Annotated in this window: 23 protein-coding genes; 11 read left to right on the top strand and 12 right to left on the bottom strand. The window is 75.3% G+C overall.

All coding sequences use genetic code 11. The features are described 5' to 3' along the window. The first annotated feature begins 2 nt into the window (after positions 1-2). Entirely contained in the window at positions 3-986 is a 984-nt protein-coding gene (locus KYT88_RS03500; protein WP_043585066.1) for an ATP-grasp domain-containing protein, read from the top strand. A gap of 19 nt (positions 987-1,005) precedes the next feature. Here the strand turns inward: KYT88_RS03500 and KYT88_RS03495 are convergent, their stop codons facing one another. The 7 genes from KYT88_RS03495 to KYT88_RS03465 all read right to left on the bottom strand — a co-directional run bounded on the left by KYT88_RS03495 (position 1,006) and on the right by KYT88_RS03465 (position 7,066). Further along, entirely contained in the window at positions 1,006-1,389 is a 384-nt protein-coding gene (locus KYT88_RS03495) for a chorismate mutase (RefSeq protein WP_043585069.1), read from the bottom strand. Between the two features lie 82 nt (positions 1,390-1,471). Continuing rightward, positions 1,472-1,891: an organic hydroperoxide resistance protein gene (locus tag KYT88_RS03490; protein WP_011931929.1), complete on the bottom strand. Its 420-nt coding sequence runs from the start codon at positions 1,889-1,891 to the stop codon at positions 1,472-1,474. A 192-nt stretch (positions 1,892-2,083) separates the two neighbouring features. Continuing rightward, entirely contained in the window at positions 2,084-2,764 is a 681-nt protein-coding gene (locus KYT88_RS03485) for a response regulator transcription factor (RefSeq protein WP_043585071.1), read from the bottom strand. Further along, positions 2,761-4,143 (bottom strand): sensor histidine kinase, encoded by a 1,383-nt coding sequence (locus tag KYT88_RS03480; protein WP_043585771.1) that lies wholly within the window; start codon positions 4,141-4,143, stop codon positions 2,761-2,763. Before KYT88_RS03480 ends, KYT88_RS03485 begins: the two co-directional genes overlap by 4 nt. A gap of 47 nt (positions 4,144-4,190) precedes the next feature. Then, entirely contained in the window at positions 4,191-6,263 is a 2,073-nt protein-coding gene (locus KYT88_RS03475; protein ID WP_043585073.1) for a serine hydrolase domain-containing protein, read from the bottom strand. A 108-nt stretch (positions 6,264-6,371) separates the two neighbouring features. Beyond that, positions 6,372-6,764: a VOC family protein gene (locus tag KYT88_RS03470; RefSeq protein WP_043585075.1), complete on the bottom strand. Its 393-nt coding sequence runs from the start codon at positions 6,762-6,764 to the stop codon at positions 6,372-6,374. Then, the gene (locus KYT88_RS03465; protein ID WP_147362514.1) at positions 6,761-7,066 is read right to left on the bottom strand and encodes a hypothetical protein; all 306 of its coding nucleotides are present in this window, start codon (positions 7,064-7,066) and stop codon (positions 6,761-6,763) included. Before KYT88_RS03465 ends, KYT88_RS03470 begins: the two co-directional genes overlap by 4 nt. Before the next feature lie 291 nt (positions 7,067-7,357). Here KYT88_RS03465 and KYT88_RS03460 point away from each other — a divergent pair, with 291 nt between their 5' ends. Together KYT88_RS03460 and KYT88_RS03455 are read left to right on the top strand one after the other, a co-directional pair. After that, positions 7,358-7,852, top strand: coding sequence for a hypothetical protein (locus tag KYT88_RS03460; RefSeq protein ID WP_043585080.1), 495 nt, complete (start codon positions 7,358-7,360; stop codon positions 7,850-7,852). A 370-nt stretch (positions 7,853-8,222) separates the two neighbouring features. Continuing rightward, entirely contained in the window at positions 8,223-8,588 is a 366-nt protein-coding gene (locus KYT88_RS03455; protein WP_043585082.1) for a hypothetical protein, read from the top strand. A 34-nt stretch (positions 8,589-8,622) separates the two neighbouring features. Here KYT88_RS03455 and KYT88_RS03450 read toward each other — a convergent pair whose 3' ends face one another. Beyond that, positions 8,623-9,264, bottom strand: coding sequence for a GNAT family N-acetyltransferase (locus KYT88_RS03450; protein WP_043585084.1), 642 nt, complete (start codon positions 9,262-9,264; stop codon positions 8,623-8,625). A 71-nt stretch (positions 9,265-9,335) separates the two neighbouring features. Beyond that, the gene (locus KYT88_RS15945) at positions 9,336-10,034 is read right to left on the bottom strand and encodes a hypothetical protein (protein WP_043585086.1); all 699 of its coding nucleotides are present in this window, start codon (positions 10,032-10,034) and stop codon (positions 9,336-9,338) included. 147 nt (positions 10,035-10,181) lie between these two features. Between KYT88_RS15945 and KYT88_RS03435 the strand changes: the two genes are divergently transcribed. The 3 genes from KYT88_RS03435 to KYT88_RS03425 are packed head-to-tail and all read left to right on the top strand — an operon-like array spanning position 10,182 to position 13,537. Beyond that, positions 10,182-10,850 (top strand): response regulator transcription factor, encoded by a 669-nt coding sequence (locus KYT88_RS03435; RefSeq protein WP_043585088.1) that lies wholly within the window; start codon positions 10,182-10,184, stop codon positions 10,848-10,850. Then, the gene (locus KYT88_RS03430) at positions 10,847-12,472 is read left to right on the top strand and encodes a sensor histidine kinase (RefSeq protein WP_237583764.1); all 1,626 of its coding nucleotides are present in this window, start codon (positions 10,847-10,849) and stop codon (positions 12,470-12,472) included. The genes KYT88_RS03435 and KYT88_RS03430 overlap by 4 nt, the downstream gene beginning before the upstream one ends. A gap of 9 nt (positions 12,473-12,481) precedes the next feature. Further along, positions 12,482-13,537, top strand: coding sequence for a substrate-binding domain-containing protein (locus KYT88_RS03425; protein WP_043585090.1), 1,056 nt, complete (start codon positions 12,482-12,484; stop codon positions 13,535-13,537). Positions 13,538-13,602: 65 nt separating this feature from the next. Here the strand turns inward: KYT88_RS03425 and KYT88_RS03420 are convergent, their stop codons facing one another. Then, a complete protein-coding gene (locus tag KYT88_RS03420) occupies positions 13,603-14,823 on the bottom strand; it encodes an MFS transporter (protein WP_081840915.1) in 1,221 nt (406 codons plus the stop codon). 87 nt (positions 14,824-14,910) lie between these two features. Here KYT88_RS03420 and KYT88_RS03415 point away from each other — a divergent pair, with 87 nt between their 5' ends. Together KYT88_RS03415 and KYT88_RS03410 are read left to right on the top strand one after the other, a co-directional pair. After that, positions 14,911-15,849 carry an alpha/beta fold hydrolase gene (locus KYT88_RS03415; RefSeq protein WP_043585092.1) on the top strand — a complete coding sequence of 313 codons (939 nt, stop codon included), beginning with the start codon at positions 14,911-14,913 and terminating at the stop codon, positions 15,847-15,849. 43 nt (positions 15,850-15,892) lie between these two features. Next, positions 15,893-16,279 carry a nuclear transport factor 2 family protein gene (locus KYT88_RS03410; protein ID WP_043585094.1) on the top strand — a complete coding sequence of 129 codons (387 nt, stop codon included), beginning with the start codon at positions 15,893-15,895 and terminating at the stop codon, positions 16,277-16,279. Between the two features lie 36 nt (positions 16,280-16,315). On the opposite strand, the gene KYT88_RS03405 is transcribed toward KYT88_RS03410, so the two are convergent. Beyond that, positions 16,316-16,744 (bottom strand): BLUF domain-containing protein, encoded by a 429-nt coding sequence (locus tag KYT88_RS03405; RefSeq protein WP_043585096.1) that lies wholly within the window; start codon positions 16,742-16,744, stop codon positions 16,316-16,318. 154 nt (positions 16,745-16,898) lie between these two features. On the opposite strand from KYT88_RS03405, the gene KYT88_RS03400 reads away from it, so the two are divergent. Together KYT88_RS03400 and KYT88_RS03395 are read left to right on the top strand one after the other, a co-directional pair. Next, on the top strand, positions 16,899-17,423 hold the full coding sequence (locus tag KYT88_RS03400; RefSeq protein WP_043585099.1) for a P-loop nucleotide/nucleoside kinase family protein: 525 nt from the start codon (positions 16,899-16,901) through the stop codon (positions 17,421-17,423). 156 nt (positions 17,424-17,579) lie between these two features. Further along, positions 17,580-18,209, top strand: a complete 630-nt coding sequence (locus KYT88_RS03395) for a phosphotransferase family protein (protein ID WP_370644805.1) — start codon at positions 17,580-17,582, stop codon at positions 18,207-18,209. A 55-nt stretch (positions 18,210-18,264) separates the two neighbouring features. Here KYT88_RS03395 and KYT88_RS03390 read toward each other — a convergent pair whose 3' ends face one another. Then, the gene (locus KYT88_RS03390) at positions 18,265-18,633 is read right to left on the bottom strand and encodes a VOC family protein (RefSeq protein WP_043585101.1); all 369 of its coding nucleotides are present in this window, start codon (positions 18,631-18,633) and stop codon (positions 18,265-18,267) included. A 61-nt stretch (positions 18,634-18,694) separates the two neighbouring features. On the opposite strand from KYT88_RS03390, the gene KYT88_RS03385 reads away from it, so the two are divergent. Further along, positions 18,695-19,147 (top strand): MarR family winged helix-turn-helix transcriptional regulator, encoded by a 453-nt coding sequence (locus KYT88_RS03385; protein ID WP_043585103.1) that lies wholly within the window; start codon positions 18,695-18,697, stop codon positions 19,145-19,147. Positions 19,148-19,162: the final 15 nt, after the last annotated feature.

The raw sequence follows: 19,162 nt of genomic DNA, 5'->3' as shown, positions 1-19,162 counted from the left end.
TGATGACCACCGCACCGAAGGTATTCGCCATCCACGAGAACCCCGAGTGGTTCGGGCCGTTCGCCGCAGCGCTCGACGCGCGCGGCGTGCCGTACGAGGAGTGGCTCCTCACCGACGGCGTGCTCGAGATCGACGAGGCGCCGCCCGAGGGGATCTTCTGGTCGCGGATCAGCGCCTCGGCCCACACGCGCGACCACGCGCTCTCGAAGGACTACACGCGCGGCCTCATGTCGTGGCTCGAGGCGCACGGCCGCCGCACGGTCAACGGGCGCCGCACGATCGAGCTCGAGGTGAGCAAGGTCGACCAGCTCACGGCGTTGCGCGCCGCCGGCATCGAGGTGCCGCGCACGCGGGCCGTGATCGGCAGCCACCGCATCGTCGAGGCGGCGCGCGGACTGCCGACGCCGTTCATCACCAAGCACAACCAGGGCGGCAAGGGCCTCGGCGTCCGCAGGTTCGACAGCGTCGAGGAGCTGGCCGCCTACGTGGACGGGCCCGACTTCGAGGAGCCGCAGGACGGGATCACGCTGCTGCAGGAGTTCCTCGAGGCGGCGACGCCGCGGGTCACGCGCGTGGAGATCGTCGGCGGGCGCTTCGTCTACGCGATCCAGGCCGACACCGCGCGCGGCGGGTACCAGCTGTGCCCCGCGGACGCGTGCGCGATCGACCCGACGACCGGCGCCCTCGTGATGCCGCCCGGCGCGACCATCGCGCAGCAGCCGGGAGACACGATCTTCTCGCTGCGGGAGGACATCACCGCGGAGCACCCGCTCGTGGAGGCGTACGTGGCGTTCCTCGCCGGGCTCGGGATCGAGGTCGCCGGGATCGAGTTCATCGAGACCGCGGACGGCAGGCTCGTGACCTACGACGTGAACACGAACACCAACTACAACGCGGGCGTCGAGGCGGTCGCGGACGCATCCGGCCCGGGCGCGGTGGCGGAGCTCCTGGAGCGCGTGCTGCGGGAGGCCTACCCGGAGGGCTGAGCCCCCGTGGCCTGACGGATCAGGCCGCCGGCCGGCCGTCCTCCGGCGCGACCGCGGAGGTGGCGGCGCCCTGGTCCTCGGCGATCCGCGTGTGGTGGTGGATGACCTCCGCGACGATGAAGTTCAGGAACTTCTCCGCGAAGGCCGGGTCGAGCCGCGACTCCTCGGCGAGCGCGCGGAGGCGGAGGATCTGGCGGCGCTCGCGCTCGGGATCCGCCGCGGGCAGCCCGTGCGCGGCCTTCAGCCGGCCGACCGACTGCGTGAACTTGAAGCGCTCGGCGAGCAGGTGCACGAGGGCGGCGTCGATGTTGTCGATGCTCCCGCGGATCTCCCCCAGCTCCTCGAGGGCGGCACGGGCGTCGTCGTCGAGGGGCGCCCCTGCGGGGCCGGTGTTCTCAGGCATGCGATGACCCTACCCATCCGTGCCTGTACGACGGAGGCGGGCGTCCCCGATGGGGACGCCCGCCTCGTGTCGTGCGGGTGGATCAGTCGACGATGGTGACCTTCACGTCGATGTTGCCGCGCGTGGCGTTGGAGTACGGGCAGACCTGGTGGGCCGCGTCCGCGATCTCCTGGCGGCGCTCGGGCGCCACGTTCGGGAGGTAGACGTCGAGCTCGACCGCGAGGCCGAAGCCGCCCTGGCCGTTGTCGCCGATGGAGACGCTGGCGGAGACGCCCGCGTCCTTCGTGTCGACGCCGGCGTTCTTGCCCACGAGGTGGGTGGCGCCGAGGAAGCAGGCGCTGTACCCGGCGGCGAAGAGCTGCTCGGGGTTCGTGCCCTCGCCCGAGCCGCCCATCTCCTTGGGGGGACGGGTGTCGAAGTCGATGCGGTCGTCTTCGCTGCGGACGTGTCCGTCGCGTCCTCCGCCGGAGGCGTGCGCGATAGCGGTGTAGATGGGTTCCATGGATCCATCAGACCACGACGAGCCTGGGAGCGCTCGTCGCGGCACGTGGACGTTCGCGGCACGGACGGTGGATCACGGGCGAACGCGGCGGGGCACCCGGGTGGGGTCCGCGGGCCGCCCGGGCGCGTCGCGGCGGACGCGCTCGCGGCCCGGTCGGCGAACCGGTGGCGACCCGCGGCGGCCGGCCGCCCGTCAGGGCAGGAGGCCCGAGCGGTAGCCCCACACGACGGTCTGCAGGCGGTCGCGGGTGCCGAGCTTGGTCATGATCCGCGTGAGGTGCGACTTCACGGTGCTGGTCTCGATCACGAGCCGGCCGCCGATCTCGTCGTTGGAGAGGCCGTCGCCGAGGAGCCGCACGATGTCCTGCTCGCGCGGCGTGAGCACCTCGGTGCCCGGGTGCACGGCGGACGCGGCACGGCGACGCGTGAACTCGGCCATCACGCGCCGGGTGGTGACGCCGTCGAGGGCGGCGCGGCCCTCGGCGAGCGCCCGCACGGCCTGGATGAACTCCTCGGGCTCCGCGTCCTTGAGCACGAAGCCGCGGGCGCCGGCCTCGAGCGCGCCGAAGACGTACTCGTCGAGGTCGAAGGTGGTGGCGACGAGGACGGCGGGCGGCGGCCGATCGGCGCCTGGCCGGTGGTCGGCGGCGTCCGCGTCGGCGCCGGTGATCGCGCGGGTCGCCTCGATGCCGTCGCCGCCTGGCATGCGCACGTCCATCACCACGACGTCGGGGGCGAGGCGACGCACTGTCTCGACGGCCTCACGGCCACCCGCGGCCTCGCCGACCACCTCGACCCCGCCGGCCGTCTCCAGCACGACGCGGAAGCCGGCGCGGACGATGGACTGGTCGTCGACCAGCACCACGCGGATCACGCGTCGGCCCTCGGCGCCGGCATCGGCATCGGCTCGACCGGCATCGGCTCGACCGGGAGCTCGAGGCGCACGCGCCAGGTGCCGGATCCGGTGGGGCCCGCCTCCAGGCGGCCGCCGACGAGCCCGGCCCGCTCGCGCATCCCGACCAGGCCGTAGCCGGGCACGGTCGCCGGGGCCGCGGCCGGCAGCGCGTTCTCGATGGTGAGGGCGATGCGCGCGGGGCCGGCCTCCGTCGTGAGGGTGACGGCGGATCCGGGCGCGTGCCGCCGCGCGTTGGCGAGCGACTCCTGCACGGTGCGGTACGCGGTGACGTCGGCGAGCGGTGCGAGCGCGGGTGCCTCGCCGGTGGTGCGCTCCTCGACCTCGGTGCCCGACGTGCGGGCGGCGGCCACGAGGCCGGGCAGGTCGGCGAGGCCCGGCACGGGGGCGGTGCCCGCGTCGCCGCCGCCCTCGCCGTCGGAGCCCTGGCGGAGGATCCCGACGATGGAGCGCAGCGCGTCGAGCGTCTCGCGGCCCTGGCGGCGGATCCCCCTGAGGGAGTCCTTGGCGCGCTCCGGGTCGAGGTCGACCAGGCGCTCGGCGGCGCCCGCCTGCACGACGAGCGCCGTGAGGTGGTGCGCGGCCACGTCGTGCAGCTCGCGGGCCATGCGCGTGCGCTCGGCGGCGACCGCGGCCCGGCTGAGCGCGGCCTGGTGCTCGAGAGTCTCGGCCGCCCGGGCGAGCACGTCCCCGTCGTGGCGGCGGCGGAGCGCCACCCAGGAGCCGACGGCGGCGCTCGCGGCGGCGATGAGCAGGCCGCTGACGAGGATCGACACGGCCGCGATGACCGTGTCGACGCTGATCCCCGCGTGCACGGCCGTGGGCACGAGCAGCGCCCTCACCTGGCCGGTGGCGGCCAGGTAGGCGCCGACGGCCTCGATGCCGATGGCCGCGGCCACCAGGCGGATCGCGGAGGCCGGCGGCAGGAGCGCCCCGACCGTGTAGGCCGCGACGACGGGTGCGGCCGCCCAGAATCCGAAGTGGGGCGGGATCACCGCCACGAGCGCGCCCTGCAGGAGCGACACCGCCAGCAGGGTCGAGCGCGGGTGCCGGCGGCGGAACGCGAGGGGCGCGCACTGCGCGACCGCGAGGATCCCGATGAGCGCGCCCTGCGCCGTCGACATGCTGCGCGAGGTGCCGTCCGCCCAGACGAGCGCGGCGAGCACGCCGAGGAGCAGCAGCGTGAGGACCGCCCAGGCCGCGGCGGCCGCCGCGTCGCGCCCGGCGTCCGTGCGGATGCCGACGCGGGCGAGGCCGTTGCGGATCCCCTCGGCGAGCGCCCCGCGCGGACGGGCGGCGACGCGGGCGCTCGCGGCGGCGTCGGGCGTCGGGTGGGTCACGCTCCGAGCATGGCAGCCCGGCCGGCCCGCGCCCGCGTCGTCGCGCATCAGTAGCTCACGCTCGGCGCGAGCAGACGGAAGCCGACCGCGAAGGCGGCGACGGCGATCAGCGCGACGAGGACGAGGATCCGGCCGGCGACGATCCACGCCCCGCGCCGGGTCCGCACGGCCTGCCACGCGGCGAGCGCGGCGGGGATCACCGCGAGGGCGCCGAGGAGCTGGAGGCCCTGCAGGGTGCGGAGCGCGGCGGCCGGGACGTCGACGAACGAGAGCGCCTGGACGGCCGCGGCCGACCAGCCGAGGAGCGCCACGAGGGTCACGGCCTGGCCGATGCGGGAGAGCAGGCGGGCGCGGCTGCGGCGGGGTCGCGGTGCGGCGGTGACGGCGGCGTCCGCGGCCTGCGCGCGGGCGGCGCGGCGTCGGCCGAAGCCGGCGATCGCGGTGGCGGGCCACGCGATGACCGACACGAGCAGCACGGCCACGGCCGCGAGCAGCAGCGGCATCGCGACGGATGCGACCTGCCAGGGCTCCGCCCGAAGCATCGTGAAGGACGCGCCCCACGAGATCGCGTCGACCGGTGCGCCGTCGGCGGAGGCGCGGGTCGCGAGCACGGCGTCGCCGCCCACCTCGCGCCACAGGTCGTCGCCCGCCTTCTCGTAGACGCCCGTCGTGACGCCGAGCGGCTTCGGGGTGACCGCGATGGTGCCGTCGGCGCGCGGGACGATCTCCGTCTGCCCGCTGAGGTTCAGCAGCGCGCCCGGGTTCGAGAACGGGGAGCGGGAGGAGAGCCAGGTGCCGGCGAGCGCGGCGGCGGCCTCGGGATCGCCCGTAGGCGCGGCGGCGGATCCGACGGCGGAGGAGGCATCGCGCAGGTACCGGTCGGCGAAGCCCTGCAGCACGGTCGTCCGCAGCTCGAGGGTGTCGACCGCGTCGCGGCCGTTGCCGTTGAACGTCACGAAGATGCCGGCGTCGCTGTCCGGGAACATGCGCATCGCCGTGTGGAAGACGTTGGTGTCGCCGTCGTGGCCGAAGGCGGGGACGCCGGGCGTGCTGTCGTCGAAGAAGGCGAGGTCCATGCGCTGGCCGGCCGCGAGGGTGCTGAGCTGGTCGGCGCCGAGGGCGGGGCGGTGCATCTCGTCGAGGGTGGCGGGATCCAGCAGGGCCTGGTCCTCGGGCAGGTCGCCGAGGTGGCCGAGCATGAACCGGGCCATGTCGGATGCGGTGGCCGAGAGCGCGCCGGCCGGCGCCGCGTTTACGACCTCCGTCGGGTAGGAGGGCTGGGAGTCGTCGGGGTAGCCCTTGGCGAGGCGCGCGTCGAGGTCGGCGGGGAGCGGCTGCGCGAAGGACGACGAGGTCATCCCGGCGCGGTCGAGCACCTCCTCCTGCACGAGGTCGACGAAGGGCTTCCCGGCCACGCGCTCGGCGACGTAGCCGGCGAGGCTCGCGCCGTAGTTGGAGTAGGCGGGCGTGGTGCCGGGGACGAAGACCTGCTCCGGCGGATCCGTCCTCATCACGTCGCCGAGGGCGCGCTCGCTGCCGGCCACGCCGATGAGGCCCGTGATGACCTCCTCGAACCCGGACGTGTGGGTGAGGAGGTGCCGCAGGGTGACGGCGCCCTTCGGGGTGTCGAGGTCGAAGTCGAGGTACTGCTGCACGTCGGCGTCGAGGTCGAGGCGGCTCTCCTCGACGAGCTGCATGACGGCCGTGGCGGAGACCACCTTGGAGACGGAGCCGACGCGGAAGAGCGTCTCGTCGGGATCCACCTGCCGAGCGGGGCTCCCCTCGGTCCCGGTGTCGGCGAGGCCGTAGCCGCGGGAGGTGAGCACCTGCCCGTCGGCGACGACGGAGACGGCGGCGCCGGGGATCCCGGTCGTCTGCAGCGCGGAGCCGACGACGCCGTCGAGCCAGGTGTCCACGTCGGCCTGCGTGAGGTCGTGGCCTCCGGGCTGGTGCTGCGGCGGGGCCGGGGGCGGCGGATCCGCGGGGGTCGCGGCGGTGGCGGCGCCCGCGGCGAGCGGGATCGCGAGGGCCAGGGCGAGCACGCCGACGGTCGCGGCGAGGCGCCGGGGTCGGCGGCCGCGGGTCGGGGCGGCGGGGGTGGATCGGGGTGTCGTGTCCATGCCTGCAACGCTCCCGGCTGGGGCGCTCCCGCACAGGGCGCGGGAGTCGGCACCCGGGTTGCGACTCGAGTCGCAGGCGCGGGGCGACGGGCGTCGACGGCCGGGCGGCTACGCGTCCGCGACGAGCTCGATCTTGAACCGCTCGCCGTCCTCCAGGAACGCGGCGCGGTGGTCGGGCCCGCCCGCGAACGGGTGGCGGTCCGCGTAGAGGCGCGCCCAGCCGTGGTCGGGCGCGTCGGCCCAGAGCCGGTCGACGTCGGCGGCGGATCCCGCGTGGAACGCGAGGTGGCTGAGGCCCGCCGTGCGTCGGTCGTGCGGGGCGTCGCGCGGGGCCCGGGCGATGACGAGGTACGCGTCGCCGAGGCGGAGGCTCCGGCCGTCGGCCCAGCTGGCGTCCTCCGCGTAGCCGAGCTCGCCGAGGATCCAGCCCCAGGAGCGGAGCGCCGCGTCGAGGTCGCGCACCTGCAGCTCCACGTGGTGGAGGGATCCGCGGGTCGTCACGCGGGGCGCCGACGCGCGACGGCGTGCTCCGCGAGGAAGACGGCGGGCCCGAGCGTGAGCCGCCGCTCGGCCCGGCGCAGCATCCGGGTCGCCGCGACGGAGTCGGCCTCGTGCGCCGGGTCGGCCTCCGCGAGCGTCCGCTCCGCCCATTCGAGGGCGGCGGCCGGCGGCTGCCCGCTCGTGGCGGCGGGTCCGCCGAAGATCGCGTGCAGCCGTGCGCGCGGATCCTCCCGGTCGCCGAGGATCGCGGCCGCCCACCTGCTCTGCATCGTGCGTCTCCCGTCGTCGCGTCGTCGCTCCACGGTACGGAGGGGATGCCGCGACCGCGTCCGCCGTGCGGGGGACGCGGCCGCGCGGGACGGTGCGCGGAGACGGGGGCGCGGCCCGCGCGCGCCGCGCCCGGACGCCGTATGGTGAGCCCGTCGCCCCGGATCGTCGGGGCCGAACGACGCGCCGACCCGACGTCCCCTTTCGTCACGTGCGCGAGATGGTCCACGATGCACGCGCCGCCGCCGACACCGGCCCGACGCGCCGCCCCCGCAGGACCGGGCACGGTTTCCCGGCCGGTCCCGACGCTGCGTCCCGACACACCGATGTGCACCGCCCGGAGGCACTCCATCCCCCACGCCCGCTGCTACCCGGCCGTCGACGCCTCTCGCGTCCACGCCAGCGCACCGCCGCCCGAGGACGCCGATCCCGGCAGCCGCAGCTACCTCGACTTCGCCGTCGTCGCCGAGCACGACGGCCCGCACGCCGTCTCCGTCACCTACGACCACTGCGGATCCGCGCCGCTGACCCTCGGCTTCGCCCTGGACCGCGCGCAGACCCGCACCGTGCGCTACCCGCCGCTCGCCGAGGGCGCCACCCGGCGGACGCTGGTCCTCGCCGTGCAGATGCGCCGCGGACCCGGCGTGATCCGCGTGGCGGAGGGCCCCGACGACGCCCGGCTGAACGTGCACTCCCTCCGCGTCACGCGGATCCACCCCGGCGAGGAGGCGGACGACGGCGTCCCCACCCCGCGCACGACCGGGACGCTCGTGGCGGAGGACGCCGCGCAGGCGGACATCGCGAAGGCGGACGCCGCGTAGACCTCCGGCCCGCGACGCGGGACGACGGCCGCGGGGCCGCGCGCGGGAGCAGCGCCCCCGAATGGGCCCGCCCCTGGCAATCCCTCAGCTGAGGGGCTGCGTTCGCACCAGTCCCGAATGCTCACCCGTCGCTGGGGACGTCGTGTGGCATCGCCGGAACGCGACGGTCCGGCGATGCGACATCGATCACACCAGGTGCCCGCCCGATCCGAGCACCTGGGAGCAGGGCCCGACGCGCGGTCGCGCGTTCGTCGGGCTCGGGCTCGGTGACGGCCCCCATCTCCGCCTCCCCGCTCGGCCCGCACGGCGGGCGCCGGATCAGCTCGCGCACGTGCCCGCCCGCCGACGTACGACGATCCAGGAGACGCCCATGACAGCGGAGGCCCCCATCCCGCTCGGCAGCCGCTCGATGCGACGCGGGGACATCGAGTTCATGGTCGCGATCGCCTGGAACGCCGAGGGGCAGCAGCGTGGCCTCCGCCCGCTGGCGTGGGAGCTCGGCGACGAGGACTTCGTGCACTTCATCGGCAGCGCCGACGCCTACTCGCGCCCGGCGCGACGGGAGATCATCGAGGACTGGATCGCGGAGCTCGGCCTCGCGGACGTCATCGACTCCACGGCTCCCCCGCTGCACTGCGTCGGCGGCGACATGGTGTGGACCGGCAGCATCGACTCCGTCGGCATGCAGTTCCACTACCCCGTCGAGGCCGGCGACGCGTATTCGTCCGCCGACTGAGCCGCCGCCGTCCCCGTGCTCGTCGCCTGTCGCCTCAGGCCGCGGGCGTCCGGAAGAGGACCGGTCGTCCCTCGTGCGCGGCGATGCGCGCGTCGAGGCCTGCGCGGACGGCGGGCCACTCCTCGGCGAGGATCGAGTGGATCGCCGCGTCGCGCCAGGTGCCGTCGGCGCGGAGCTGATCGCGGCGGCACACGCCCTCGAAGGTCGCGCCGAGCTTGAGGATGGCGCCGCGGGAGTGCGCGTTGCGCGCGTCGGCCTGCAGCTTGACGCGCCCGAAGCCGGACTCGAACGCGAGGCCGAGGAGGAGGCGCTTGGCCTCCGCGTTGACGACCGTGCCCCAGACGCGCGGGTCGTACGCGGTCCAGCCGAGGTGCGCGCGCTCGCGGCGCGTGTCGAGCTCGGTGAGGCTCGTGGTGCCGACGAGCTCGCCGTCGTGCGGGCCGCCGACGAGGATCACGGCGCACGGCAGGTCGTCCCAGCGGAAGTAGCCGCGGGCCCACGCGTCGAACTCCGCCGGGTCGGTGCGGAGGCCGGCCGACCCGCCGCCGAAGCCGCCCGAGAAGACGGCCGGGTGCGCGATGGCGGCGCGGAGGGCGGGGAGGTGATCCGGCGTGAGCGGGTCGAGCCGGACGTGGGTGCCGATGAGCGGGGCGGGCGCGGGGACGGTGGCGGTCACCCGGCCATGGTGGCAGACGCGCGGCCGGGACCCGCGGTGGTCGCGGGCCCCGGCCGGGCGGTGGATCCGGTCTAGCTGCCGGACGTCGACGTCGGCGCGGGCGTCGTGGCGGGAGCGCCACCGGACGTCGAGCCCTCGGAGGATCCGGGCGTCGTGGCGGGAGCCGCGGGACCGGCGGGCGGGGTCGGTGCCTTGCCGTCCGCGCCGACAGGCGGGGCGGGCGGGGCGCAGCCGTCGGCAGGCGGCGCGGGCGGGGTCGCGGGAGTGCCGTCCGCGTTCGTGGGCGGGGTGGGCGGCGTCGCAGGAGTGCCGTCCGCGTTCGTGGGCGGGGTGGGCGGCGTCGGAGGCGTCGCCGGCGTGCCCTCCGCGTTCGTCGGGGGCGCAGGCACCGTGGCCGTGGATCCGTCCGCGTTCGTCGGCGGCGTCGGAGGCGTGGGCGGCGTCGCCGGCGTCCCGTCCGCGTTCGTCGGCGGGGCCGGGGGCGTGGATCCGTCGGGCAGCGTCACGGGTGCGGGCGGCGTCGTGCCGTCGGGCAGCGCGGGCGGGGCGGGGCAGGTCGCGGAGGTGCCGCTCCCGGATCCGGCCTGGCCGCTCGTGTCGCCGCCGTTCCCGTCGGCGAACGCCGGCGAGGAGAACAGCGCGACGAGGCCGAGGGAGGCGCCCGCGATGCCGACGGCGATGCCCGTGCGGCGCTTCCGCGGCGCGGGAGTGGGCGCGCCGGGCTTCCGCGCGCCCGGCCGCTTCTCGAAGACGGTGATGGTGTCGTCCATGGTGGTCCTTCCGTGTCCGCCGCGGCGCGGTGCGCGCCGTCGGTCGTGGATCCAGGTTCGGCAGCGGATCTGAAGTCCTCCTTAAGTTCCGCGCCCCGAGCGGACATGCGGCCGGGAGCGCCCATCCGCGGCTCCTACAGTCGGCACATGCTCCCTCCCGCACGCGTCCTCGTGGTCGAGGACGACGAGGCCATCCGCGCCGCCGTCGTCTCGACCCTCACCGCCGAGCGCTTCGTCGTCCGCGGCCTCGCGTCCGGCGTCGAGCTCGAGGAGGAGGTCACGGGCTTCCTGCCCGACCTCGTGGTGCTCGACTGGATGCTGCCCGGGCCGAGCGGGATCCAGCTGGCCGAGGGGATCCGCCGCTGGAGCGACGCGAGCGTCATCATGCTCACCGCCCGCGACGCCGTCGAGGACCGCCTGCGCGGCTTCGGCCAGGGCGTCGACGACTACATCGTCAAGCCGTTCGCGCTCGCGGAGCTCGTGGCCCGCGTCACCGCGGTGCTGCGGCGGCGCGGGCGGCTCGCGTCGGTGGTCGAGATCGGCGACCTGCTGGTGGATCCCGACTCCGGCCTCGCCCGGCGCGGCGGCGAGCAGCTCGAGCTGACCTCGATCGAGTTCCAGCTCCTCGCGTACCTCGCCGCGCACCGCGGCCGGACGCTCTCCAAGACGCAGCTGCTCACGCAGGTGTGGGGCTACGACCAGGCCGACCCGAACCTCGTCGAGGTCCACATCAGCGCGCTGCGCAAGAAGATGGAGGCGCGGGGGCCGCGGCTCCTGCACACCGTCCGCGGGCTCGGCTACCGGGTGGAGGCGTGAGCGCGATCACCCGCGCGCGGCGGCTCGTGCCCGGGCGCCCGGCAGCGACCGCGCCGGACGCGCCGCTGCGCACCGGATCCCTCCGCAGCCGCACTGTGCTCGCGGTGCTCGCGCTGCTCGCGGTGCTGCTCGTGGCGCTCTCGCTCACGGTGCAGGCGATCCTCGGGTCGCAGCTCCGGCAGCAGATCCAGGATCGCCTGGCCGACCGGGCATCCGCCGCCGCCGCGCTCGTGGGCGTGCTCGACGACGACGCGCTCGCCGAGCGGCTGAGCGCGCAGGGCGTGGCCGTGCAGATCACGAGCCCGGACGGCGGCGCGGTCTCTGCCCGGCCCGGGCGGGATCCGCTCGGCGCGACGCTGCCCGGGCCGGATCCGCTCGGCGAGGAACCCGGGCCCGGGTCCGTCAGCACCCCCGCGACGCCGCGCGCCGACGCCGTCACCGTCGCCTCCAGCTCCGTGAGCTCCTCCGCGGGCGGCATCACCCTCCGCTCCGACCTCAGCGACGGCACCGTGCTCGAGCTGTCGGCGGGCACCGGATCCGTGGACGGCACCCTCGCCTCCCTCCGCGGGATCCTCGCGGTCGCCTCCGTCGCGTTCCTCGCGCTCGCCGCGATCGCGCTGGTCGTCGTGGTGCGCCGGACGCTCAAGCCGCTCGAGGACATGACGGGCGTCGCCCGCTCCATCGGCCGCGGCGACCGCGGACGCCGGCTCCGACCCACCCGGCCGGGCACCGAGCTCGGCCGCACCGCGACCGCGTTCGACGAGATGCTCGACGACCTCGAGCACGCGGAGCACCAGGCCCTCGCCGCCGAGGCTCGCATGCGCGCCTTCGTGGCGGACGCGGCGCACGAGCTGCGGACGCCCGTCGCCGGTATCCGCGCGTCCGCCGACGCGCTCGTGCGCACGGACCCGACCGCCGAGGAGCGCGAGCGGCTCGCGGTGCACGTGGTGCGCGAGGCGATCCGCGCCGGCCGCCTGGTCGACGACATGCTCATGATGGCGCGGCTCGACGAGGGCCTCTCCGTCGAGGGCCGGCCGGTGCGGGTGCCGCAGGTGGTGGAGGCCGCGGTCGCTCAGCAGCAGGCGCGCATGCCCGGCACGCGCGTGGTCGCCGAGGTCCGGGGCGCTCCCCCGGCCGTGCGCGCGGATCCCGACCGGCTCGCCCAGATCCTCGACAACCTCCTCCAGAACGCGGCCCGCTACGCCGCGTCCGAGGTGCGCGTCGAGGCCGAGGGCGCCGACGACGGATCCGTGCGCATCACGGTCGTCGACGACGGCCCGGGCGTCCCCGATGCCGACCGCGAGCGGATCTTCGACCGCCTCGTGCGCCTCGACGACGGCCGCGACCGCCAGCACGGCGGCGCCGGCCTCGGCCTCTCCATCGCCCGCGCGCTCGCCCGCGCCCAGGGCGGCGACCTCGTGTGCCTGCCCGCCGAGCCGGGCGCCGGCGCGCGCTTCCGTCTGACGCTGCCGGTGGTGGATGCGGCGGCTGATCCGGCGTCTCGTCCTGCGTCTGCGCCGAGCACCCGGCCGACGCCTGATCCCGTGCGCGGCGGACGTCGCCCCGCAGAGGAGCAGACGGGGACGGAGACGGAGCGCAGCTGGTCGAGCCGGGCTCAGTAGAGTCCTCACGTGGTGGCACAGGGTCGGAGGAGGGTCACGCTCAGCGACGTCGCCGAGCGGGCGGGCCTCTCGGTGATGACCGCGTCCTACGCGTTCAACGATCCGGGACGCGTGTCCGATCGATCGCGGGAGCGCGTCATGCGCGCCGCCGCCGAGCTCGGATACCAGGGGGCCAATCCGTGGGCGCGCTCCCTGCGCACCGGCCGGTCCCACAGCCTCGGCGTGGTCTTCGGCGAGCACCTGGCCTACGCGTTCCGTGATCCGCAGGCCGCGGAGTTCCTCTCCGGCGTCTCCGGCGTGTGCACGGAGAACGACCTCGGCCTCACGCTCATCCCGACCACCGGCGGGCCCGGCGACCGCGACCGTGTCGCCGCAGCGGCCGTCGACGGATACGTGTTCTGGACGACGTCCGACGACGACCCCTCCCTGGCGGCGGCCGTCGGGACCGGACGGCCCTGCGCGATCCAGGGCGGCCCCGACGTCGACGGCATGACCCGGATCGGCCCCGACGACCGGCGCGCGGCCGGGGAGCTGGGGGCTCTCGGGCTGGTCGGCAGCCGATCCCCCCTCATCGTGAGCTTCCCGCTCGACCGATCGCGGACCGCGTGGCAGGGGGACGGGCTGCCTCTCGAGCAGGCGACGATGCCGGTCACGAGAGAGCGGCTGCGTGGATTCGGCGACGCGCTCACCGTGGCCGGATTCGACCCCTCGGCCGTCCCGGTCGTCGCCCTCGCGCGCAACGGACGGGAGGAGGCGCGACGTGCCGTCTCCGCCTTCCTGGCAGATGGCCGGCCCGCGGACTCCTTCCTCTGCATGAGCGACGAGACGGCGATCGGCGCCCTCGAGGCCGCAGCCGAGGCCGGCCTGCGCGTCCCCGACGACCTGAGCGTCGTGGGCTGGGACGACGGTCCCCGAGCCGCCGAGCTCGGCCTCACCTCCCTCCACCAGTCGATGCTCGACCAGGGACGGGCGTGCGGGCAGATCGCGGCGGGCCTCACCCCTACCGACGCCGGATCCGGGGCCGGATGGCACGTCGTGGCGAGAGGGACCACGCGGTCACGCTGAGCGGCCGCGCACCGGCCCTCGCCGGCGACCCCGGCCGCACCCGGCAGCCGGACGGACACCGCCCCTCAGGGGATCGACCGTCCAGCGCCCTCGCAGGCTGCGCGCGCGTCGTCACGCGGGCTCCGCGGGCGGGCGGCGGAGAGGACCAGCAGCAGGGCGGCCAGGGTCGCCGCCGCCGACAGGTACGGCACAGCGTCCATCCGCCCGCCGTCGAGGAGCATCCCGCCGGACAGCGACCCGCCCGCGATCCCGACCTGGAACGCGACGACGTAGATGGATGACGCGACGTCGCTCGCGGCGGGAGCGACGCGGAGCACCGCGGCCTGCAGGCACACGGGGACGGCCGCGAACGCCCCGCCGACGAGGACGACCGACACCACGACGAACCCGGGCGCCGGGATCGCCGAGCCGAAGACACCGAGCCCGCCGAGCCCCGCCGCGAGCACCGCGAAGCAGACGCCGACGGTCAGACGCGGCCTCCGGTCCTCGAACCTGCCGACGGCGGCGACCGAGGCGAGGCCGGCGACGCCGAGGCCGGCGAGGACAGCGGACAGGGCGCGGCCGTCGAGCCCCGCGTACCGCCCGAGGAAGACGCTGACGTAGGTGTAGGTGGCGAAGTAGCCGATGACGACGACGATCGTCGCCGCGCAGACGAGCGCCAGACCACGGTCCCGGAGCAGCCCGGCGAACGGACGCCCGTGCCGCTTCTCGGGTTCCGCCTCGACGAGGAGCGGGGGCAGGCCGGCGCGGAGCCCCACGGCCGCGAGGAGCGACACGACCCCGAGGGCGGCGGCAGCGGCTCGCCACCCGACCGTGGTGCTCATCGCCGCCACGAGCGGCGTGCCGGCGACCAGGGCCAGCGAGCTGCCGGCGAACACGACGGCCGTCGCGTACCCCCGGCGCCCCGCCGGCACGAGCATGGCGGCCGTCGGGGCGAGGACCGACCAGAAGACGCCGTGGGTGGTCGCGGACAGGAGCCGGGCGAGCAGGAGCACCTCGTAGCTCGGCGCCGCGGCGATGGCGAGGCTCGACACGGCCAGGGTGACGATCGTGATCATCACGAGCCTCCTCCGCGCGACGCGGGTCGTCATGACGACGAACGGGATGGCCGTGACGGCGACGACGAGGGCGTAGACGGTGAGCAGGGCGCCCACCTGCGACTCGCCCACCCGGAGCCCGGACGCGATCTCCGGGAGGGCTCCCACCGGGAACGACTCCGACGTGTTGTAGACGAAGGCCGCGACCGCGAGCATCGCGAGGGGGAAGGCCGATCGATTGCGGGGCATTGTGTAACCATACACAAGCCCGTCGACCGGTCCGCCGCCCTCTCTCGCGAGCCGACCCTGCGGCAGCCTCCGGCCTACGCTGACGACATGAGCACCGACGCCCGCGCCCCGCGCACCCTGTCCGAGCACCGGCCCGAGGACGCGGAGGACCTGACCATCGAGGTCCCCGCGGCGCGACTGTCGGCCGTGCGCGTGCCCGCCCGCACCGGGGATCCGGCGACCGCTCCCGTCGCGCTGCTCGTGCCCGGCTTCACGGGATCCAAGGAGGACTTCTTCCCGCTGCTCGGCCCGCTCGCCGACCGCGGCTTCACGGTGGTGGCGTTCTCGCAGCGCGGGCAGTGGGGATCCACCGGCCCCGGCCAGGCCGAGCCGCCCGTCGACGCGACCAGCTACGAGCTCGAGACCCTCGGCCAGGACGTGCACCACGTGGTCGACGCGCTCGCGGGACGCGGCGGATCCGGCGGCCGTCACGTCGCGACCGATGCCGCGCCCGCCGCTCCGCTCGGCCGCGTGCACCTCCTCGGTCACAGCTTCGGCGGCGTCGTCGGGCTGCAGGCCGTGATCCGCGACCCCGGCCGCTTCGCCAGCTACACGCACTGGAACTCCGGCCCCCGCAGCCGCGGCGAGCGCTCCGAGCAGATCGCCGCCGTCCGCGCGTCGGGCAGCGCCGGGCTCTGGCCGCTGTGGTTCCTGCCCGAGCAGCTCGACGGCGACGACCCCGAGGTGGCCTGGTTCCGTACGCGCCTCTTCGGCACGGCGTCCGCGCAGCTGCTCGGCGCGCTCGAGATCATGCAGGCGCAGACCGACCGCGTCGACGAGCTGCGCGCCACCGGGATCCCGGTGCTCGTCTCCCACGGCGACGCCGACGACGCGTGGCCGCAGGACTGGCAGCGCGACATGGCCGAGCGCGCGGGCGCCCGCTACGAGGTGGTCGCGGATGCGGGCCACTCGGCCCAGGTCGACCAGCCGCAGGCGAGCGCGGACCTCCTCGCGGACTTCTGGCGGGGCGCGGCGCCCGACGCCTGATCGCCCAGTAGCCCGCCGACCGCCCTCTGGTACCTTCGCGCCCATGCTGGTCACCCGCTACCTCCACGCCCTCGAGACTGCCGACGCCGAAGCGGCGATCGCCCTCTTCGCGCCGGGCGGCATCGTCCACTCGCCGCTCTACGGCACCCTCCCCGCCACGGACTTCTACCCGGCCCTGTTCGCGGACACGGCCGCATCGCGGCTCACCCTGCGGCGCGTGATGCGCGGCGACGACGACGGAGCCCCGACGGTCGCGTTCTGGTTCGACTTCGCGTGGGTGCTCGCGAACGGCGATCCCGCGCCCTTCACCGTCGTGGACGTGGCCGAGCTCGACGACCAGGGCCGCATCGCGCAGCTGCACATCGTCTACGACACGGCCCCGATCCGCGCGGCCTTCGACCGCCAGCGCGCCGCTCGGCCTACGGCGTGACCGAGCGGATCCCCGACAGCCGGTAGAGCACGCGCGTCAGGACAGCCGGCCCGTGTCCTCCTGGAACCACCGGATCAGCTCGAGGAGCGCGGGCCGGATGGCGTCGTCCGGACGCTCGCCCTGCAGGTCGTCGAAGGTGTCGCGGTAGCCGGGGATCCGCTCGGCCACGCGGGCGTCGTACTTCGCCATGCCCATGGTCCAGTCGGGGAACTGCCGCTCGGTGATGCGCTCCTCCATCAGCGTGGAGATGCGACCGTGGCGGTCGTCGGCGAGGATCGCGTCCATGCGCTCCCGGACGTCGGCGTCCTCGCCCTCGATCAGCTGGAGGAAGCGCCCCTGCCGGTGGACGAGGAGGCCCGTGAGCCCGTGCGCCGCGTTGGTCGCGCGGCTCTGCGCGAGGAGCTGCGCGAGGTCGACGTCGTCGAAGGACCGCTCGGCGGTGCTGGAGTAGACGATGCAGAGCATGGTGTCCTTCCGCGCGCTCGGGGGCGCGTCCTCGGGCGGGACCGGATCCCGCCGCCCTTCCAGCCTGGTCCTCCGGCGCGGCTGCGACCAGGGCGACCAGGGATCCATCGTCCGGCCGATGCCGTCGGCGCGGCGTCCCCGATAGCTTCCGGCCATGATCATCTGGCTGAACGGCACGCACGGGGTGGGCAAGACGACGACGGCGCGGCTCGTGCAGGAGCGGATCCCCGACAGCCGCGTCCTCGACGCAGAGAAGGTCGGCGAGGTGCTCATGGACATCCGGCCGCCGCTCCCGCAGCTGGACGACTTCCAGCACTGGACGCCGTGGCGGCCGCTCGTCGTCGAGACCGCGCGCCGCGTGCTCGACTACGCGGGCGGCACGCTCGTGATGCCCATGACGGTGCTCGTCGAGGCGTACTGGCGCGAGATCAGCGCCGGGCTCGCCGCGCACGGCATCCCGATCCGCCACTTCGTCCTGCATGCGGACACCGCGACGCTGCGGGACCGGATCCAGCACGACCAGGATCTCGGCCCGTCGGCCTTCCGCTTCTCCCGCGTCGAGCCCTACGAGGAGGCCGCGCGCACCTGGCTGCACGCGGAGGCCGAGGTCGTCGACACGTCGCGGATCACCCCGGAGCGGGCCGCCGATCGGATCGCGGAGGCGGTGCTCGGGAGCTGACGACGCAGGAAGCCGCCGACAGCGCCGTGCGACACTCGACGACGTGGATGAGGTCCGGGTGCTGGTCGCCCACAGTGAGCGGGCCACGATCGCGTCGGAGACACGTTCCTGAAGATCGACGCCGACGGCCGACGGCTCGACCGCGAGGTCGCCGCCATGGGCCTGGCGCCCCTGCCGACCCCGCCGGTCCTCTGGCATCGGCCGCCGGTCCTCGCCCTAGCCTGCGTGCCCGGCCATGCGCTCGGACGACTCGGCGTGGAGGCCACGGCACCGGCCGCGGCATGGAGCGCCGCCGGCGCCGAGATCCGTCGACTGCACGACGCACCGCTCCCGCCGTGGCCTGCGAAGGCGCCCGCCGACCCGGCGGTGCGCGCGCGGCTCGACCGAGAATGCGCGTGGCTCGTCGAGAGCGGCATCCTCCCGGCCGCCGTCGTCGAGCGCAACCACCGGATCTGCGAAGCGTCCTTCCGCCCGTGGCAGCCCGTCTTCGCGCACGGGGACCTCCAGATCGCCCACGTCTTCGTCGAGGAGACGACGGTGACCGGCGTCATCGACTGGAGCGAGGCCGGCCCGGGAGATCCGCTGGCCGACCTGGCCACGCTCACGCTGGGACACGAGGGCCGCCTCGCTGACGTGCTCGTCGGCTACGGGGCGGACGTCGATCCGGACGTGATCCGTGCACTCTGGTCTCGACGCTGCCTCACCGCGATCCGCTGGCTCGTCCAGCACGGCTTCGACCCGGCGCTGCCGGGATGCGAGGTGGACGTGCTGCTCTCCCGGATGTGAGGCTCAGCTCGCACGGCGCAGATCTTCGCGGGATCCTGGCCGCACAGCGCACGGGTCACGCCCTGTCGTGCAGCGTCACGTGGTAGCCGTCGGGGTCGGCGAAGGTGAAGGTGCGGCCGAACGGGCCGTCGATCGGCGCGGCGACGATGGTGCGGCCGTCGGCGACGAGCGCGTCGTGGATCGCGTGGACGTCGGTGGCGTGCAGCCACAGGGCCGCGCCGATCCCGGGCTGCGGGGTACCCGCGATGTCGGTGCCGGGCACGACGTCGCGGAGCGCGAACGCGATGGGCGTCGTGGTGAAGACGACGGCGTGCGGGGGTCCGGCGGGCGAGCGGACGAGGCCGAGGAACCGCTCGTAGAAGACGCGCGAGGCGTCGAGGTCGGTGACCTGGAGCGAGATGAAGTCGGGGCCGGTGACGGGCATGGTGCCTCCTGTGTTCAATGTCAGATGACTGACATGGAGGAGTGTATGTCAGACTGCTGACATGAGTCAAGGCGCCGACGGCATCGACCTCCCGACCTCGCTCGGCTACCTGCTCAAGGAGGCCGCGAGCGCCCTGCGCGCCGCCATGGAGGTGGCGCTGCGCCCCCTCGGCATGACGATCACGCACTACTCGTGCCTGGAGCTCCTCGCCCAGCGCCCCGGATCCTCGAACTCCGACCTCGCCCGCGGCGCCTTCGTCACGCGCCAGTCGATGAACGTGCTCCTGCAGACCCTCGAGCGCGACGGGATCGTCACGCGACCGGCCGAGGAGGCGGTCGGCCGTATGCAGCCGACGCGCCTCACGGCGGCGGGCCGCCGGCAGCTGGCGAAGGCGAGCGCCGCCGTGCGCGAGGTCGAGCTACGGATGCTCGGCGACCTCAGCGACGCCGAACGGGAAGCGGCGACGCGGATCCTGCGCAGCATGGTGCGGTCGTTGCGCGGAGGCCGGGCCTGAGGCGCGACCACCCGG

Source organism: Clavibacter sp. A6099 (assembly GCF_021919125.1).
GTDB classification, from domain to species: Bacteria; Actinomycetota; Actinomycetes; order Actinomycetales; family Microbacteriaceae; genus Clavibacter; species Clavibacter seminis.
Note: the sequence above shows the minus strand (reverse complement) of the source record. Positions and strands in the feature narration are given on the sequence as shown.

Bases quoted from the DNA above. Each gene is read 5' to 3' on its own strand.
- KYT88_RS03390 (WP_043585101.1), bottom strand. From the start codon at position 18,633: ATGCCCGTCACCGGCCCCGACTTCATCTCGCTCCAGGTCACCGACCTC.
- KYT88_RS03415 (WP_043585092.1), top strand. From the start codon at position 14,911: ATGAGCACCGACGCCCGCGCCCCGCGCACCCTGTCCGAGCACCGGCCC.
- KYT88_RS03490 (WP_011931929.1), bottom strand. From the start codon at position 1,891: ATGGAACCCATCTACACCGCTATCGCGCACGCCTCCGGCGGAGGACGC.
- KYT88_RS03405 (WP_043585096.1), bottom strand. From the start codon at position 16,744: ATGCTCTGCATCGTCTACTCCAGCACCGCCGAGCGGTCCTTCGACGAC.
- KYT88_RS03395 (WP_370644805.1), top strand. From the start codon at position 17,580: ATGGGCCTGGCGCCCCTGCCGACCCCGCCGGTCCTCTGGCATCGGCCG.
- KYT88_RS03460 (WP_043585080.1), top strand. From the start codon at position 7,358: ATGTGCACCGCCCGGAGGCACTCCATCCCCCACGCCCGCTGCTACCCG.
- KYT88_RS03495 (WP_043585069.1), bottom strand. From the start codon at position 1,389: ATGCCTGAGAACACCGGCCCCGCAGGGGCGCCCCTCGACGACGACGCC.
- KYT88_RS03500 (WP_043585066.1), top strand. From the start codon at position 3: ATGACCACCGCACCGAAGGTATTCGCCATCCACGAGAACCCCGAGTGG.
- KYT88_RS03410 (WP_043585094.1), top strand. From the start codon at position 15,893: ATGCTGGTCACCCGCTACCTCCACGCCCTCGAGACTGCCGACGCCGAA.
- KYT88_RS03420 (WP_081840915.1), bottom strand. From the start codon at position 14,823: ATGCCCCGCAATCGATCGGCCTTCCCCCTCGCGATGCTCGCGGTCGCG.
- KYT88_RS03435 (WP_043585088.1), top strand. From the start codon at position 10,182: ATGCTCCCTCCCGCACGCGTCCTCGTGGTCGAGGACGACGAGGCCATC.
- KYT88_RS03475 (WP_043585073.1), bottom strand. From the start codon at position 6,263: ATGGACACGACACCCCGATCCACCCCCGCCGCCCCGACCCGCGGCCGC.
- KYT88_RS03455 (WP_043585082.1), top strand. From the start codon at position 8,223: ATGACAGCGGAGGCCCCCATCCCGCTCGGCAGCCGCTCGATGCGACGC.
- KYT88_RS03385 (WP_043585103.1), top strand. From the start codon at position 18,695: ATGAGTCAAGGCGCCGACGGCATCGACCTCCCGACCTCGCTCGGCTAC.
- KYT88_RS15945 (WP_043585086.1), bottom strand. From the start codon at position 10,034: ATGGACGACACCATCACCGTCTTCGAGAAGCGGCCGGGCGCGCGGAAG.
- KYT88_RS03400 (WP_043585099.1), top strand. From the start codon at position 16,899: ATGATCATCTGGCTGAACGGCACGCACGGGGTGGGCAAGACGACGACG.